Below are 15,642 nucleotides of genomic sequence, written 5' to 3'. Positions count from 1 at the left end.
ACCGCCATGACCCTGCCCCGCCGTTCCGCCGCCATCCTCGCCGCCGCCCTCCTGGGCGCCTTCGCCGCCACCGCCGCCCGGGCGGACGAGGTGCAGGTGGCCGTGGCCGCCAACTTCACCGCCCCCATGCAGAAGATTGCCGCCCAGTTCGAGAAGGACACGGGCCACAAGGCGGTGCTGTCCTTCGGCGCCACCGGCAAGTTCTATTCCCAGATCAGGAACGGCGCCCCCTTCGAGGTCTTCCTCGCCGCCGACGATGAGACCCCGGCCCGGCTGGAAAAGGAAAACGGCACCCTCCCCGGCAGCCGCTTCACCTACGCCATCGGCAAGCTGGTGCTGTGGAGCGCCAAGCCGGCCATCGTGGACAACCAGGGCGAAGTGCTGAAGAAGGGCGGCTTCGATCATCTCTCCCTGGCCAATCCCAAGCTGGCCCCCTACGGCGCCGCCGCCGTGGAGACCATGAAGGCCCTGGGCGCCTACGAAACCCTGGCGCCCAAGTTCGTGCAGGCCGAGAACATCGCCCAGGCCTACAACTTCGTCGCCACCGGCAACGCCCTGCTCGGCTTCGTCGCCTATGCCCAGGTGCTGGACGAACACGGCCAGCTCAAGGGCGGCTCCGTCTGGCTGGTGCCGGGCAAGCTGTACAGCCCCATCCGCCAGGACGCCGCCATCCTGGAAAAGGGCACCGTCAACGGCAAGGCCAAGCCCGCCGCCGAGGCCCTGGTCAAGTATCTGAAGGGCGACAAGGCCAGGGCCGTGATCAAGACCTACGGCTACGACCTCTGAGTCACCCCCTTGGGCCGGGCGGGGCGCCAGGCGCCGCCCCGGCCCCCTTTTGCGCCAGCTGCCACAATCACCACCTGCACCGCCCTTCGGCCATACTTACCTGACCCGACTGCCCCACGCTGCCCATGCCCTTCGGTCCCGATGATTGGAACGCCGTCCTGCTGACCCTCAAGCTGGCCGGTACCACCACCCTCCTTCTCCTGCTCTTCGGCACGCCCATCGCCTGGTGGCTGGCCCGCACCCGCTCCTGGCTGAAGGGCCCGGTGGGGGCCGCCGTGGCCCTGCCCCTGGTGCTTCCGCCGACGGTGCTCGGTTTCTACCTGCTGGTGACCCTGGGCCCCAACGGCCCCATCGGCCAGCTGACCCAGTCCCTCGGCCTGGGCCTGCTGCCCTTCACCTTTCCCGGCCTAGTGCTGGCCTCCGTGCTCTACTCCATGCCCTTCGTGGTGCAGCCCCTGCAGCAGGCCTTCGAGTCCCTGGGGGAACGGCCCCTGGAGGCGGCCGCCACCCTGCGGGCCTCGCCCTGGGACACCTTCTTCTCGGTAGTGCTGCCCCTGGCCCGGCCCGGCTTCGTCACCGCCACCATCCTGGGCTTCGCCCACACCGTGGGCGAGTTCGGCGTGGTGCTGATGATCGGCGGCAACATCCCGGAAAAGACCCGGGTGGTCTCGGTGCAGATCTACGACCATGTGGAGGCCCTGGAATACACCCAGGCCCACTGGCTGGCCGGCGGCATGCTGGTCTTCAGCTTCCTGGTGCTGCTGGCCCTCTACGGCAGCAAGGCAAGGAGCCGCCATGGCTACTGAAATGCGCAACGACGACCAGGCCATCCACGCCCGCTTTCACATCGCCTACGGGGAATTTTCCCTGGCGGCAGACCTGACCCTGCCGGGCCGGGGCGTCACCGCCCTGTTCGGCCACTCCGGCTCGGGCAAGACCACCCTGCTGCGGGCCATCGCCGGCCTGGAGCGCCACCCCGGCGCCTACCTGGAGGTGAACGGCGAGGTGTGGCAGGACGGCGAACGCTTCCTGCCCACCCATCGCCGCCCCCTGGGCTATGTCTTCCAGGAGGCCAGCCTCTTTCCCCACCTCAGCGTCGAGGCCAACCTGGACTTCGGCCGCAAGCGCCTGGCCGCCGCCGAGCGGCGGGTGGACCTGGCCCAGGCGGTGGAACTGCTGGGCATCGGCCACCTCCTGGCCCGCCGCCCGGACAAGCTCTCCGGCGGCGAGCGGCAGCGGGTGGCCATCGCCCGGGCCCTGCTGGCCTCGCCCCGGCTGCTGCTCATGGACGAGCCCCTTGCAGCCCTGGACGGCAAGCGCAAGGCCGAGATCCTGCCCTACCTCACCCGCCTGCGGGAGGAGCTGGACATCCCGGTGCTCTACGTCACCCATTCCCCCGATGAAGTGGCCCGCCTGGCGGACCACCTGGTGCTGCTGGACAACGGCCAGGTGGCGGCCAGCGGCCCCCTGGCGGAAACCCTGGCCCGTCTCGACCTGCCCACGGCAGTGAGCGACGACGCCGGCGTGGTGGTGGAAGGCCTCGTGGCCGGCCACGATGCCGCCTACCACCTGCTGGCCCTGGATTTCCCCGGCGGCCGGGTGCAGGTGGCCCACGGCCCGGAAAACCCGGGCAAGCGCCTGCGCTTCCAGGTGCGAGCCCGGGACGTCAGCCTCTCCCTCTCGGAACGGGACGACAGCTCCATCCTCAACCGGGTGCCGGCCACGGTGGCCGCCATCGCCGACGCCGACACCCCGGCCCACGTCCTGGTGCGCCTGGAAGCCGGCGGCACGCCCCTGCTGGCCCGCATCACCCGCCGCTCCCGGGACCAGCTGCAACTGCAGCCGGGGAAAAGCGTGTGGGCCCAGATCAAGGCCGTGGCCCTGCTGGCCTGAGGGCTGCACGGCTGGAGAAGGCGACTGCCAGGCTGCGGCCCGGGTTGCCCGCAGACACTGCCCGTAACGCCAGGAGGGACGCCACTCTCCGGCATGGCATCGTCGAGAAGGCCGTCTCTTCTACCTCCCAGGCCTGCCCTGGCAAGGAAGATGAAGCGGTATGGAATTCGCTCTGAAGAGCCATCCGCCTCCCTTTGTAGGACTTCCGACACCATGAAAATCGCCATCGCCGCCAAGGATTTCGCCACCGTCTCCAGCCATGCCGGCCAGGCCCACCAGTGGCTGCTCTACGACTGCCGGCCGGGCGCCCCCCTGCCCGCCGGGGAACGCATCGAGCTGGCCAAGGAGCAGGTCATCCACCACTTCGACGACAACGGCCCCCATCCCCTGGACGGGGTGGAAGTGGTCATCGCCGCCAGCGCCGGCGACGGCTTCATCCGTCACATGGCCAAGCGCGGCGCCCAGGTGCTGCTCACCGGCGAGACCGACCCGGCGGCGGCCCTGGCCCGGGTGCTGGCCGGCGAGGTGCTGCCCGACACACGTTTCGACCCGACCCTGATCCTGTGCAAGCTGAAGGACCTGCTCACCTCCCGCCACTAGCCGCGCCCCCGGCGCGGCGCCAACGACGAAAGCCCGCCATGGTTGCCGCCGCTCCTCTTTCCCATCCTCATTCCCCCTCCGCCACGCCTGCGGTCGACACCGACTGTGTCCTCGGCGACGCCGACCTGACCCGGCTGCTGGTCGACGACGTACCCCACGGCGACCTCACCACCGCCGCCCTGGGCATCGGCCCCCAGGCCGGCCGCCTCGACTGCCGGGCCCGCCAGCCCATGACCCTGTGCGGTGTCGAGGAGGCGGTCCGCCTGCTGACCCTGGCCGGCTGCGCGGCACGCCCCCTGGCGGCCAGCGGCGACGCCCTGGCCGCCGACGCCCCCATCCTGGAAGCCGCAGGCAGTGCCGCCGCCCTGCACCGGGCCTGGAAAAGCGCCCAGGTGCTGCTGGAATGGAGCAGCGGCCTGGCCAGCGCCGCCGCCGAACTGGTGGCCGCGGCGGCGCCCCTGCCGGTGGCCTGCACGCGCAAGACGCCGCCGGGCAGCAAAGCCCTGGCGGTGAAGGCCATGCGCTGCGGCGGTGCCGTCATGCACCGCCTGGGCCTTTCCGAGTCCCTCCTGCTCTTCGCCGAGCACCGCCGCTTTCTCGCCGAGCCCCCCGCCGCCACCGTGGCCCGGCTCCATGGCGCCCTGCCGGAGCACAAGCTGGCGGTGGAAGTGTATAGCGCCGAAGAGGCCCTGGTCTGGGCCCGGGCCGGCGCCGAAATCCTGCAGCTGGAGAAATTCACTCCCGCCGCCGTCGCCGCCTGCCGCGACCTGCTGGCCAGCCACGAGCTGCACCCCATCCTCGCCGCCGCCGGCGGCATCCACCCCGGCAACGCAGCGGCCTACGCCGCCAGCGGCGCCCGCCTGCTGGTCTCCTCCTGGCCCTACAGCGCCACGCCCCGGGACGTGGCGGTGAGCCTGGGGCTGGTCTAGCTGACGAGACCCAGCAGCACGGCCGAGGGACGGAAGGCGATCCAGGCCGGCTGACCCGGGGCGAAGGGTTCGGCCAGGTCGGCGCCGGCGTTGGCGACGCCGGTGAGGCCGTGGCCAAGATCCACCACGATCTCCCGCCGTTCGCCGCTTTCCTGGATGCGCTGGACGATGCCGCCGAGGCGGTTGTAGTCGGCGTAGTCGCTGCCTTCGCCGCTGCCCAGCACCAGGGTGGCCGAGGCCTTGACCAGGGCCACCAGCTCCTGGCCCGGGACCAGGCCCAGGCAGCGGGTGCTCTCCGGGGTGACGCTGGCCTGCAGCAGGCGCCCGCCGGGCAAGGCCAGCAGCACCTGGTCGAGCAGGGGGCCCTGCTCCACCGCCTGCACCCGGCCGCAGAACTGGTTGCGGGCGCTGGTGCGTACCGCCACCCGTTCCAGCAGTTGCAGGTCCGCATCAAAGTGGCCGCCGCAACGCTGGCGCAGCAGTTGCCGCTCTTCCGCCAGGGCCACCAACACCATGGCCAGACGCCGGCCCCGGGGCGTCAGGCGCAGGCGGCCGCTGCTGCCTTCGCCACCATCCTCCGCCTCCCATTCGGCCAGGCGTTCGCCGGCCAGATTGTTCAGCTCCTCGGCGGCGCGGCGGGCCTCCCCGGCGGCCTCGGCGCCCACCGCCAGGGCGTCGGCCACGGCGGCCCGCTCCAGCCAGGCCAGACGGTCGTGGCCGGCGGCCACGGCAAAGGGACCGGGAATGCCCGCCACCGGGTACAGGCGCAGGGGCGCGACCCGGTCGGGGCTGAGTTGATCGGCAATCTCGCTAATGGGCTGGTCGTTCATGGCGGCTTTCCTTCGTTATTTTTCGAATATATAACGGTTAGCAAAGCCCATGCCGGACAAGGACTTAGGGGAATTTCCCGGCAATGGCGGGAATGGGGGCGCCCCGGGACCGGGGGCCGGGCCCCGCCTTGGGTCGTCCGGAGGACCCGGCGCCCCAGGCCAGTGCGCTCAGGCGGCGGGGGGCTGCCAGCCTTCCCAGGCCAGCCGGTCCCGGCCGCCGGCCTTGGCGGCATAGAGGGCGGCATCGGCCCGGTGCATCATGGCCTCCAGGTCGTCCCCCGGACCGGCCAGGAGGGAGGCTCCGATGCTGACGCTGAAGGACAGTTCGCCCTGGGCCAGGGGCAGCCGCACCTGGCGCACCGCCTGCAACAGGCGCTGGCCCAGCTGGTGGGCCCCGGCCGGCGGCGTCTGCGGCAGCAGCAGGCCGAATTCCTCGCCTCCCAGGCGGCCGAAGACGTCGCTCTGGCGCAGGCCGCCGCCGATGGCACGGACCAGGGCCTGGAGCACCTGGTCGCCCACCGGGTGGCCGTGGCTGTCGTTGATGTTCTTGAACTTGTCCGCATCGAGGATGAACAGGGCCAGGGGGTGATCGTGGCGCCGGGCCAGGGCCACCAGGCGCTCGGCCTCGGCGGTGAAGGCGCGGCGGTTAAGAATGCCGGTGAGGCCGTCGGTGGTGGCCAGGCGCTGCAGCTCCTCTTCCACCGCCTTGCGTTCGCTGATGTCGCGCAGGATGCCGACGAAAACCCGGCCCCCCGCCAGTTCCGTGCTGCCGATGCTCACTTCCACCGGGAATTCGCGGCCGTCGGCGGCGCGGGCCAGCATCTCGCGGCCGTGGCCGGCCCCATCGGCGGCATGGCCGGCGGCCGCTTCCGCCAGCAGGGCGCGGTGGATCGGCACCGTCTGCTCCGGCATGAACTCCTCCACGCTGCGGCCCAGCAGTTCCTCGGCGCGGAAACCGAAGAGCCGCTCCGCCGCCCGGTTGAATTCCAGCACCCGGCGCTCCTGGTCGAGGACGACCACCGCGTCCATGGCGGTGTCCATGAAGGTGCGGGCCTGGGCCTCGCGCTGACGCAGTTCGGCGGTGCGCTGGGCCACCCGGGCCTCCAGGCCCTGGTTGGCTTCCCGCAGGGCCTCCAGGGCGCGGCGGCGGCGCAGCAGCTGGTGGTAGGCAAAATAGGCCAGGGCCGCCAGGCCGATGTTGCTGCCCAGGGCGATGACCCAGTAGCTGGGCAGGCTGTCCCGCCACGGCGCCAGCACCCGGGCCTCGTCGGCAGTGGCCACCACCAGCACCGGGTAGCGCTCGGAGCGGGCAAAGGCGCCGGGCCCCACCACGTCGCCGATGACCCGGCCGTTGTCGAAGGGGCCGTGGGGTGCCGCCAGAATGGCGCGGGCCAGCCCCGGGTCGGCCAGCCAGTTGCGTTCCAGACAGTCGGGCCCCAGGGGCAGGCAGGCCAGGGCCCGGCCGTCCTCCAACAGCAGGTGCAGGGCGAAGCCGGGGGGCAGGTCCTCGTCTTCCAGCAGGCGGCGCAGCTGCTCCGGGTTGATGCCGCCTGCCACCACGCCGAGGAGGCGTTCGCCGTCGTTCTCGACGCGGCGGCTGACGGGGACGAAGGGCTCGTTGGAATGGGGCGAGCGCTGGGCCGGGCCGATGTACAGGCCCATCTCCCAATGACGCAGGGGGAGCTGGTAGAACGGCCATTGGGAGACGTCGTCCACGTCGCTGGCGGGGAAGCGGTCCGACAGTTCGGCGATGCGACCGTCGGTCCCGGCCAGCATCAGCCAGTTGAGGCCCGGGGTGATGGCATGGCGGCGCAGCAGCAGACGGTGCAGGTAGAGATCGGGCCGGCGGGAGAGGCCGCCGTGGGCGCCGATGGCCTCGCCGATGCCGGACAGGGTGCGGTCGTAGGTATCGAGCAACTGGTCCATGCGGCCCAGCAGCACCTTGGCGCTGGTGTGCAGGGTGGCGTGGGCCCGGGCCAGGGTTGCCTGCCGTTCGTTCTGGGCCAGGAAGTACAGGCGCAGGTCGATGCCGCATACCAGCAGCAGCACCAGGGCGATCCAGCGCCAGCTTTCCTTGATGGCCATACGACGTCTTCCCCGGGAGTGGTTTTCGAGGCCAGTCTAGGGGAAACGGGGGCAAATTACAGCCCGGGGAAAACCACGGGCGCTACCCGGGGGATGCCCGGGGAAAGGCCAGCACCGTGGCGGCACCGGGCTGCACCCACTGGGCCGTCAGGGCCTCCATCCAGCGTTCCAGGGGACGGGCCAGGTAGGCCGGCAGGGGCACCCGCTGCAGCTGCCCGGACCACAGCCCGAGCCAGGACTGACGCTGCCCTTCGTCCAGCTCCAGGGGGCCGTGGCGGCCCCACAGGCGGACCCAGGCGATCACCGCCCGCTGCCGCTGGCGGCCGGCCAGGCCGTGCACCACCAGCTCGGCCAGTTCGCCGGCGAGGTCGGAGAACTCATCCACCTCCAGCCGCCACACCGCCGCCAGGGGCCCGGCCTGGAGGGCTTCCGCCAGGCGCAGGCAGAGCCAGCGCAGCTCATCCTCGCCGACGGCGGCGACGATGCCGGGCAGGGGCGGCGGCAGGTGCAGTTCGGGGCAGGCCGCCCGGGGCGGCGCCTGGCTGGCCGGAGCAGGAACCATGGACGCGCCGGGCCGCCCTTTATGCCGTCGCCGCGGCCACCGCCCGGACCGGGCCGGCGCCGATGCGATCCTGCGGGTCCAGGCGCTGCAGCTGGTCCAGGTAGGCCCGGGCTTCCTCCGGGCGCTGCTGGCGCAGCAGGGTGAAGGCCAGGGCCTTGAGGGAGAAGAGGTAGAAGCGGGGCGCTGCCGCCAGGGGCTCGGCGAAGCGGGCCGGGGCCGGCGCATCCAGGGGAAAACCGGCGGCCTGGGCGCTGGCCGCCAGGCCGGCCCGCATCCACTGTTCCGCCGCCTCGAAGTGCTGGCGGTAGAAGTGGAACTTGTACAGGGCCAGGTACACGGCGAAGTGGAAGGGGGACTGGTGATGGGCCCGGAGGATGAGGAACTCGGCCCGCCGTTCGTCGTCGCAGGCGGCGGCCTCCTGCAGCAGGGCCGCGGTGGCGGCGGGGAGGTCGCCGCAGTAGCCGGGGATGCTTTCGCCGCCGGCCGGGTCGCCGTCTTCCAGATCTAGTCCCATACTCCGGCGGGAGCCCGCAGCCGTTCCAGGGGCTCGTCGAATTCCAGATGCTGGTCGAAGATTTCCCCGGCGTCGCCGGGCTGCACGTGCTGGTACAGCACCCCGTCCGGATAGACCAGGACGTGGGGGCCGCCGTCGCAGGGGCCGAGACAGCCGCAGGCGGTGACGGCAAAGCGGTCGAAGGCGTTGCGGCTGCCCAGCTCGTTGAGGAAGGCCTGCATCACCGCCTGGCCGCCGCTCTGCATGCAGCTGCCCCGGGGATGGCCGGGGGGCCGGCCCTGGGTACAGACGAAAACGTGCTTCTTGGGTTTCATGGCGCCTCCTCAGGCGGGAAGTTTGGCGATGCGTTTTTCCAGCTCGGCCACGTGTTCGCCTTCTTCGGCGGCGAATTCCTCGGCCATCAGCTTGACCCGGGGATTGCGGGTGGTGGCGGCGATGCCGGCGTAGAAGGCGTAGCTGCGCTGCTCCCCGTCCAGGGCCAGGGCCAGGGCGGAGGGCACGTCCATGAAGGCATCCACCCCGGCCCAGGCGGCGGTCTCCGGGCTGGTGCCGTCGGGCCACTGGTACTCGTGGGCCTCCAGCTTGGGCGGATGGCGGAAGCCGCCCCGCTCCGTGGCCTCGGCCAGATGCAGGCGGGAGTAGTGGGCCATCTGCTCGAAGAAGGCGGCCACTTCCGGATCGCCCAGGGTTTTCATGCCTTCGGCCAGCTCCTCGTAGCGCCGGGCGGAATCCCGCTCCAGGGTGATGGCGTGGGCGAGGAACAGATGAATGTCTTCCATTTTTGCGCTTTCTTTTTTAGCCACAGAGGGCACAGAGATCACAGAGTTTTTCCTTTCCACTTTCAGGCGGAGAAGGTTGCAACAAGCACCCACCCGGAAAGCCAGCGTGGATGCCAGTCCTGGCTATGCCATGCTGAAGAGTGGCGTCCTTATTGACCTGGAGGTCAGTCAGTTTTGACGTAACTCTGTGTTCTCTGTGCCCTCTGTGGCAAAGGTTCTACAACCCTCAACCAAACTTGAAGAGGATGCCGAAACCGCCCCGGGGCCATTCCCATTCCAGGTTGCGGTGTTCGTCGCAGATGATGCGGCAGGTGCCGCACTCCAGACAACCGTCGGAGATCAGCACCACCTTGCCGTTGCCCTCCTGGGTATAGCAGCCGGCGGGACAGCACACCGTGCATTGCTGCTCGGCGCACTTGTGGGTGCACAGCTCCGGGTTCTTGATCTGGATGTGGGGACGGCCCGAATCGACCCGGTAGCGGTCCTGGAACAGTTTCTCTTCGACTTTCAACATGGTCATGTCCTCCGGGTTATTCCATGGCGCGCCAGAACTTGAAGGCGTCGCCGATCAGGCCAAAGACGGAGCGGGAGGCGATGAAGCTCTTCTTGATCTCCTTTTCCTTGGTTTTCTTGTCCACCCCGTCCACCCGGATGATGGTCTGGGCCGCCTTCGACAGCAGGGTCGGGTAGGTGGTGAAGAACTGATTGTTCTTGTGGAAGATGTCCGGCATGCGGCGGTACTTCTTCAGGTCCTTCATGACAAAGCTGTCGTCCAGCTTGGCCTTGTACTTGGAGAGGTTGGGGGCGGTGAAGGCCTTGCCCGCCTGCTTCAGCTCCACCAGGGTCTGGGCCGCCAGCATGCCGGTGGTCATGGCCAGGTTGGAGCCTTCGCGGTGGATGCCGTTGACGAACATGCCGGCATCGCCGGCGATCAGCCAGCCGTCGCCATAGACCTGGGGCACGGCGTTGTAGCCGCCTTCGGGGATCAGGTGAGCGGCGTATTCCTTCATCTCGCCGCCTTCGATCAGGGGGGCGATGGAAGGATGCTTCTTCATCTTGTCCAGCAGCTCGTAGGGCGTGGTCTTCTGCTTCTTGAAGTCCGACAGCATGCAGCCGATGCCTAAGGTGATGGATTCCTTGTTGGTGTAGAGGAAGGCGGTGCCCATCATGCCTTCGGAGATGGTGCCGGCCATTTCGATGACCACGCCCTCTTCCTCGCCGATGTTGAAGCGGGCCTCGATGGTCTCCTGGGGCAGGAAGTGGATTTCCTTCACCGCCAGGGCCACGTCCTTGGGCTTGATCTCGGGATGGAAGCCGGCCTTGGTGGCCAGGCGGGAATTCACCCCGTCGGCCAGGATCACCGCGTCGGCGTAGATTTCGCCGCCCTTGCGGTCGGTCATCACCCCCACCACCTTCTTGCCGTCCAGCAGCAGTTCGGTGACGGTGGTCTCGCAGATGGTGAGGGCGCCGACCTCCCGCGCCTTCTTGCTGAACCACTGGTCGAAGTGGGCGCGGATGATGGTGTAGCGGTTGTAGGGCGGCTTGTTGAAGTCCTCGGAGCGGTAGTTGGTGCCGACGTAGGAGTTGTCGTCCAGGATCCACACCCGCTGCTCGATGAGATGGCGCTCCAGGGGGGCGTCGTCGCGGAAGTCGGGAATGATCTTCTCGATGGCGTCCGAGTAGAGGATGGCGCCCTGCACGTTCTTCGAGCCCGGGGTTTCGCCCCGCTCGATCTGCAGCACCTTGAGGCCGCCCTTGGCCAGGGTGTAGGCGGCGGCGTTGCCGGCCATGCCGGCGCCGACCACGATCACGTCAAATTTTTCAGCCATGGTGTTCTCCTGTTAGCCGGCTTTTTTGGCTTGCGCCAGGTGGGCCTTGAAGGCTTCGGTCAGCGCCGGGAGGATGGTCATGGCGTTGCCGACGATGCCGTAGTGGGCGAAGTCGAAAATGGGGGCATTGGCATCGGTGTTGATGGCGATGATGACGTCGGCCCCGTCCATGCCCACCCGGTGCTGGATGGCGCCGGAGATGCCGGCGGCGATGTACAGCTTGGGCCGCACCGTCTTGCCGGACTGGCCCACCTGGCGGTCCAGCTCGGCCCAGCCGGCCTGCACCACCGGACGGGAGGCGCCCACCTCGGCGCCCAGGACCTTGGCCAGGTCCCACACCAGCTGGAAGTTTTCCGGCTTCTTCAGGCCCCGGCCGCCGGAGACGATGATGTCGGCGAAGGGCAGGTTGGGCTTGTCCCGGGTGTCGTCGGCGATGAACTCCAGCACCTTGGTGACGATGGAGGTTTCGATCATGGAGAAGGGCACGGTGACGATTTCGCCGCTGCGGCTGCCGTCGGCTTCCGGCATGGCCATCACCCGGGGCCGCACGGTCGCCATCTGGGGCCGGTGGCGCTGGGTCATGATGGTGCAGAGCAGGGAGCCGCCGAAGGTGGGACGGGTGGAGGCCAGGTTGCGGGTCTCGGTCTCGATCACCAGTTCGGTACAGTCGGCCACCAGGCCGGTGCCCAGGGTGGTGGCCACCGAGCCGGCCAGGTCCCGGCCCAGGGTGGAGGCGCCGAGCATGAGGATTTCCGGCTGGTAGGTGTTCACCAGGTCGGTCAGGGCCTTGGTGTAGGGCTCGTTGCGGTAGTCCTTCAGCACTTCGTCCTGCATCAGGTAGCACTTGTCGGCGCCGTAGGTGAAGGCCTCGCCGCAGATGCCGGCACCGCGTTCGCCGGGGCCGCACATGACCACGCCGCACAGCTGCACGCCGAGGGCGTCGGCCAGCTTGCGGCCCTCGCCCAGCAGTTCCCAGGAGACCGGATGCACTTCGCCGCGCTCGCTCTCGACGACCACCCAGACGTGCTTGTAATTGACGAAGCGGGGGTCCAGTTCGACCTTTTTCTTCGCCGGCTTTTTCGGTTGTTCGCTCATGGCTGTTGTCCTCTTCCCTGGTTAACCCGCCCGCTTGGCGATTTCCTTTTCCAGCTTGGGATGCTGGGTGAACACCTTGGCCAGGAGGGTCACGGCCAGGTTCTTCGGATCGTTGTCCACCGTCTCCACCATCTCGGCCCGCTGGCTGCGGGGGCGGGGGGCGAAGACCTTGCTCACCACGGTGGGGCTGCCCTTGAGACCGATCATCTCGGCATCGTCGATGCCGGCGGCTTCCCGGTTCCACACCTTGAGGTCGTAGCGGGCGGCGCGGAACAGGTCGTCCAGGTCGCCGAAGCGCATCTCGTTGGTGCCTTCAAGCATGGTGATGAGGCAGGGAGTGGCGGTCTTCAGCAGCTGCACGCCGCCCTCGGCCCGGCGCTCCACGGTGATTTCCTTCTTCTCCAGGTCCAGGTCCACGATCTTGGAGACGTAGGTCAGCAGCTGGTAGTCGAGGCGCTTGGCTATGCCGGGGCCCACCTGGGCGGTGTCGCCGTCGATGGTCTGCTTGCCGGTGAAGATCAGGTCCACCGGCATGTTGCCCATGATCTTCTTGATGGTCGTGGCCAGGGCGTAGGAGGTGGCCAGGGTGTCGGAACCGGCGAAGGCCCGGTCGGACACCAGGATGGCGTCGTCGGCGCCGTAGGAAAGGCACTTGCGCAGGGCCGCCTCGGCCATGGGCGGGCCCATGGTGACCACGGTGACGGTGCCGCCGAACCTGTCCTTGAGGCGCAGAGCCTCTTCCAGGGCGAACAGGTCGTAGGGGTTGATGATGGCCGGCACCCCCTGGCGCATGATGGTGTTGGTCACCGGATGCACCCGGATCTGGGCCGAGTCCGGCACCTGCTTGATACAGACGACGCTATGCATGGCTTGCCTCTCCTAGGGAGCGGCGCAGGCTATCCACGGATACCCGCTGCACGCCCTGTTGAAACACTTTGAAAACCTTCTGCTCGATCCCGGAGGAATGAACGAAATCGGTATAGGCCCGGGCCAGCAGCTCCCGGCACTTGATGCGGCTCAGGCCCTCGTTGAGGCCCGCCAGTCCGCCTTCCCGGGCCAGGTACTGGTTGAAGCGCTTGAGGATGTGCAGGCGCGAGACGCTGACCACGGCCGGGTCGTATTCCAGGCCGAAGTAGTCGAGGAATTCCTCGGCGGTGGAGAGCTGCTGCAGTTCGTCCATCAGGGTTTCCATAGGCTTCTCCTTGTTCAGACGACATGCAGCCGGGGGGCCGGACGGCCGCTCCCCTGCATCCCTTCCAGGTAGTAACTCATCAGTTCGCGAAAGCCCGGCGGGCGCTTGAAGGCCATGGCGTAGCTGCGCACCCGGGAGAGGATGCGGCGGGCCATGCCCTCGTCGATATCGATGCCCAGGTCCTTGTAGGCGTGGATCACGGCGGTGGAACCGGAATGCTTGCCCAGCACGATGCGGTGGCCCTTGCCCACTTCCGCCGGATCGAAGGCCTGGTAGTTGGCCGGGTTCTTGGCCAGGCCATCCACGTGGATGCCGGCCTCGTGGGTGAACACGTTGGCGCCGACGATGCTCTTGTTCACCGCCACCGGCCGCCCCGAAGCCTTGGCCACCAGATCGGAGATGGCCGGCAGCTGTAGGGGATCGACGCCGCTGTCGATGTCGTAGAGATGCCGGAGGGCGATCACCGACTCTTCCAGGGGCGCATTGCCGGCCCGCTCGCCCAGGCCGTTGACCGTGGTGTTGATGTGGGTGGCGCCGGCGGTCACCGCGGCCAGGGTGTTGGCGGTGGCCAGCCCCAGGTCGTCATGGGCGTGGATTTCGATTTCCAGGTCGCTGCGGGCCCGCAGGGCGGCGATGCGCTGGTGGGTGATGAAGGGGTCCAGCACCCCCAGGGTGTCGGCAAAGCGGAAACGGCGGGCGCCGGCGGCCTGGGCCGCCTCCATGACCCGGTGCAGGAAGTCCAGGTCGGCCCGGGAGGAATCCTCACCGCCGACGCACACCTCCAGCCCCGCCGCCCGGGCCTCGGGCACGAAGCGGCGGATGGAATCGAGCACCCAGCGGTGGTCCTTGTTCAGCTTGTGGCGGATCTGCTGGTCGGAAACGGGAATGGAGAGATTGACGATGTGGGCATTGCAGCGCCGCGTCACTTCCAGGTCGGCGGCGCACATGCGGCCCCACACCATGAGCCGGGTGGACAGCCCGAGGCCGGCGATGGCCCGGATCACTTCCTGCTCCTGCTCGCCCATGGCGGGAATGCCCACCTCCATCTCCGGCACCCCGGCCGCCGCCAGGGCCTGGGCAATGGCCAGTTTCTCCGCGGCGGTGAACGCCACCCCGGCGGTCTGTTCGCCGTCGCGCAGGGTGGTGTCGTTGATGGTGATGGTTGTCATGGCATGGCCTCTTGCCGGGGTATCAGCAATAAGGGTGCCAGGGCCGGAAATTCCGACAAAACAACATTACATCAATATGTTACACGCCTGACATGGAGCCATGTACAGGGCGAGGGGAATGCGACATTTGTCGGATATCGGACAGGCGGCCGAAAGCCTCGCTCCACCCTCAATCCGCCTTCAATCTGCCAACTCGGCACCACTCTCGCGCAACAGTTCCTTGAGGACGGAACGGTGGCAATGGCGTTCGTCCTCGCAGTAACAGCCCACGGCAAAGTTGCTTTGCCGGGACAGCACCGCCAGCAATTCGATGGCATGGCGGTTCTCCGGCGTTGCCATCTCGCTTCGGTATTTCCGCACAAAGGCGGCCCACTCCGCCTCACTGGCGGCCGCCTGGGCCAGCTTCATGGCCTCCAGGCTGGGGGCCAGGTTGGGAAACCACACGTCGTACCAGTCCCGGCTGGCGTATTCGCGCTTGGGGACGCCACGGGGCGGCCGCCGCACGGTGCCGATGCGGGTGCCTTCCCCCGGCATCCGGGGGGTTCCCAGTCGAATGACTCTTACCGCCATGGCCCACTCCTTCTGATTTTTTTCCTGCCCATGATAAACCGCCGCCAACAACCGACAGTCTTGCCCCCCCTGCCTGCCCCGGCTATCCTCCGCCCCGGCGGTCGGTGTACCGCCACCATTTTTCAGCGGCCAGGCCGCTTTTAAGCTGCGGTGCCATCCCCATCGCGGCGGCTTTGTTTTGGGGAGTCTGTCATGTCCTTTTCCCGTCGTAACTTCCTGGCGACTGCCGGCGCCCTGGGCGCAGGTGTCGTCTCCCGGGCCCATGCCGGCAACCTGGTGTTGCCCTCCCTCGGCGCCGAACTGCTGCCGCCGCCCAAGGGCAAGCGCGTCGTCGTCTGCGGCGGCGGCTGGGGCGGCCTCACCGTGGCCCGCTACCTGCGCAAGCTGGACCCGTCGGTCGAAGTGGTGCTGATCGAACGCAACCCGGTGTTCTGGTCCTGTCCCATGAGCAACAAGTGGCTGGTGGACATCGTCGGCACCGACCTGCTGGTGCACGACTACCTGACCGTGGCGAAGAAATTCGGCTACCAGTTCCTGCAGTCCGAGATCGTCGGCATCGAGCGGGACAGGAAGAAGGTCATCACCGGCCAGGGCGCCATCGGCTACGACTACCTGGTGCTGGCCCCCGGCATCCGCTACCAGTACGAAGCCTGGTTCGGCGACGACCGCAAGACCATCAACTACACCAAGGCCAACTACCCGGCGGCCTACATCCCCAGCGCCGAGCACATCACCCTGAAGAAGAAGCTGCACAGCTTCAAGGGCGGCGACTTCGTCACCGTGCTGCCGCCCCCGCCCCACCGCTGCCC

Annotated in this window: 20 protein-coding genes; 7 read left to right on the top strand and 13 right to left on the bottom strand. The window is 68.5% G+C overall.

Features of this window, described 5'->3' with window-relative positions; genetic code table 11:
* Nucleotides 1-6: 6 nt before the first annotated feature.
* The 5 genes from modA to modD all read left to right on the top strand — a co-directional run bounded on the left by modA (nucleotide 7) and on the right by modD (nucleotide 4,208).
* Nucleotides 7-786 (top strand): molybdate ABC transporter substrate-binding protein, encoded by a 780-nt coding sequence (gene modA / locus AC1RTA_RS08920; RefSeq protein ID WP_492784539.1) that lies wholly within the window; start codon nucleotides 7-9, stop codon nucleotides 784-786.
* 125 nt (nucleotides 787-911) lie between these two features.
* Nucleotides 912-1,592: a molybdate ABC transporter permease subunit gene (modB, locus tag AC1RTA_RS08915; protein ID WP_014235674.1), complete on the top strand. Its 681-nt coding sequence runs from the start codon at nucleotides 912-914 to the stop codon at nucleotides 1,590-1,592.
* Nucleotides 1,582-2,679 carry a molybdenum ABC transporter ATP-binding protein gene (modC, locus tag AC1RTA_RS08910; RefSeq protein ID WP_492784538.1) on the top strand — a complete coding sequence of 366 codons (1,098 nt, stop codon included), beginning with the start codon at nucleotides 1,582-1,584 and terminating at the stop codon, nucleotides 2,677-2,679. The genes modB and modC overlap by 11 nt, the downstream gene beginning before the upstream one ends.
* A gap of 213 nt (nucleotides 2,680-2,892) precedes the next feature.
* Nucleotides 2,893-3,279, top strand: a complete 387-nt coding sequence (locus AC1RTA_RS08905; protein ID WP_492784537.1) for a NifB/NifX family molybdenum-iron cluster-binding protein — start codon at nucleotides 2,893-2,895, stop codon at nucleotides 3,277-3,279.
* Between the two features lie 38 nt (nucleotides 3,280-3,317).
* A complete protein-coding gene (gene modD / locus AC1RTA_RS08900; protein ID WP_492784536.1) occupies nucleotides 3,318-4,208 on the top strand; it encodes a ModD protein in 891 nt (296 codons plus the stop codon).
* Here the strand turns inward: modD and AC1RTA_RS08895 are convergent.
* From AC1RTA_RS08895 to AC1RTA_RS08870, 6 genes are all read right to left on the bottom strand, one after another.
* Entirely contained in the window at nucleotides 4,205-5,038 is an 834-nt protein-coding gene (locus AC1RTA_RS08895; RefSeq protein WP_492784535.1) for a TOBE domain-containing protein, read from the bottom strand. The genes modD and AC1RTA_RS08895 overlap by 4 nt on opposite strands.
* 168 nt (nucleotides 5,039-5,206) lie before the next feature.
* Entirely contained in the window at nucleotides 5,207-7,123 is a 1,917-nt protein-coding gene (locus AC1RTA_RS08890) for a diguanylate cyclase domain-containing protein (RefSeq protein ID WP_492784534.1), read from the bottom strand.
* 82 nt (nucleotides 7,124-7,205) lie between these two features.
* Nucleotides 7,206-7,685 (bottom strand): hypothetical protein, encoded by a 480-nt coding sequence (locus AC1RTA_RS08885; RefSeq protein ID WP_492784533.1) that lies wholly within the window; start codon nucleotides 7,683-7,685, stop codon nucleotides 7,206-7,208.
* Nucleotides 7,686-7,704: 19 nt separating this feature from the next.
* A complete protein-coding gene (locus AC1RTA_RS08880) occupies nucleotides 7,705-8,199 on the bottom strand; it encodes a hypothetical protein (protein WP_492784532.1) in 495 nt (164 codons plus the stop codon).
* On the bottom strand, nucleotides 8,190-8,513 hold the full coding sequence (locus AC1RTA_RS08875) for a (2Fe-2S) ferredoxin domain-containing protein (protein WP_205229681.1): 324 nt from the start codon (nucleotides 8,511-8,513) through the stop codon (nucleotides 8,190-8,192). The genes AC1RTA_RS08880 and AC1RTA_RS08875 overlap by 10 nt, the downstream gene beginning before the upstream one ends.
* A gap of 9 nt (nucleotides 8,514-8,522) precedes the next feature.
* Nucleotides 8,523-8,978, bottom strand: a complete 456-nt coding sequence (locus AC1RTA_RS08870) for a ferritin-like domain-containing protein (RefSeq protein WP_014235683.1) — start codon at nucleotides 8,976-8,978, stop codon at nucleotides 8,523-8,525.
* Here AC1RTA_RS08870 and AC1RTA_RS08865 point away from each other — a divergent pair.
* Nucleotides 8,968-9,156 carry a hypothetical protein gene (locus AC1RTA_RS08865; RefSeq protein WP_416243600.1) on the top strand — a complete coding sequence of 63 codons (189 nt, stop codon included), beginning with the start codon at nucleotides 8,968-8,970 and terminating at the stop codon, nucleotides 9,154-9,156. The genes AC1RTA_RS08870 and AC1RTA_RS08865 overlap by 11 nt on opposite strands.
* A gap of 48 nt (nucleotides 9,157-9,204) precedes the next feature.
* Here the strand turns inward: AC1RTA_RS08865 and AC1RTA_RS08860 are convergent, their stop codons facing one another.
* The 7 genes from AC1RTA_RS08860 to AC1RTA_RS08830 form a co-directional block, all read right to left on the bottom strand.
* Nucleotides 9,205-9,492, bottom strand: coding sequence for a ferredoxin family protein (locus AC1RTA_RS08860; RefSeq protein WP_014235684.1), 288 nt, complete (start codon nucleotides 9,490-9,492; stop codon nucleotides 9,205-9,207).
* A gap of 16 nt (nucleotides 9,493-9,508) precedes the next feature.
* Nucleotides 9,509-10,807: an FAD-dependent oxidoreductase gene (locus AC1RTA_RS08855; protein WP_014235685.1), complete on the bottom strand. Its 1,299-nt coding sequence runs from the start codon at nucleotides 10,805-10,807 to the stop codon at nucleotides 9,509-9,511.
* 12 nt (nucleotides 10,808-10,819) lie between these two features.
* Nucleotides 10,820-11,902, bottom strand: a complete 1,083-nt coding sequence (locus AC1RTA_RS08850) for an electron transfer flavoprotein subunit alpha/FixB family protein (protein ID WP_130459778.1) — start codon at nucleotides 11,900-11,902, stop codon at nucleotides 10,820-10,822.
* Between the two features lie 21 nt (nucleotides 11,903-11,923).
* Entirely contained in the window at nucleotides 11,924-12,769 is an 846-nt protein-coding gene (locus AC1RTA_RS08845; RefSeq protein WP_130459777.1) for an electron transfer flavoprotein subunit beta/FixA family protein, read from the bottom strand.
* Complete coding sequence (gene nifW / locus AC1RTA_RS08840; RefSeq protein ID WP_014235688.1) at nucleotides 12,762-13,094, bottom strand: nitrogenase stabilizing/protective protein NifW; 333 nt, start codon at nucleotides 13,092-13,094, stop codon at nucleotides 12,762-12,764. The genes AC1RTA_RS08845 and nifW overlap by 8 nt, the downstream gene beginning before the upstream one ends.
* Nucleotides 13,095-13,108: 14 nt before the next feature.
* Nucleotides 13,109-14,263 (bottom strand): homocitrate synthase, encoded by a 1,155-nt coding sequence (nifV, locus tag AC1RTA_RS08835; RefSeq protein WP_416243598.1) that lies wholly within the window; start codon nucleotides 14,261-14,263, stop codon nucleotides 13,109-13,111.
* 180 nt (nucleotides 14,264-14,443) lie between these two features.
* A complete protein-coding gene (locus AC1RTA_RS08830) occupies nucleotides 14,444-14,833 on the bottom strand; it encodes a DUF488 domain-containing protein (protein ID WP_492784531.1) in 390 nt (129 codons plus the stop codon).
* 192 nt (nucleotides 14,834-15,025) lie between these two features.
* Between AC1RTA_RS08830 and AC1RTA_RS08825 the strand changes: the two genes are divergently transcribed.
* Nucleotides 15,026-15,642, top strand: a 617-nt coding sequence (locus tag AC1RTA_RS08825; protein WP_492784530.1) for an FAD-dependent oxidoreductase, incomplete at its 3' end; no start/stop codon positions are given.

The sequence above is a fragment of the Azospira sp. MPR-E4 genome (assembly GCF_058809645.1).
This window is presented reverse-complemented; position numbering and strand designations above follow the sequence as displayed.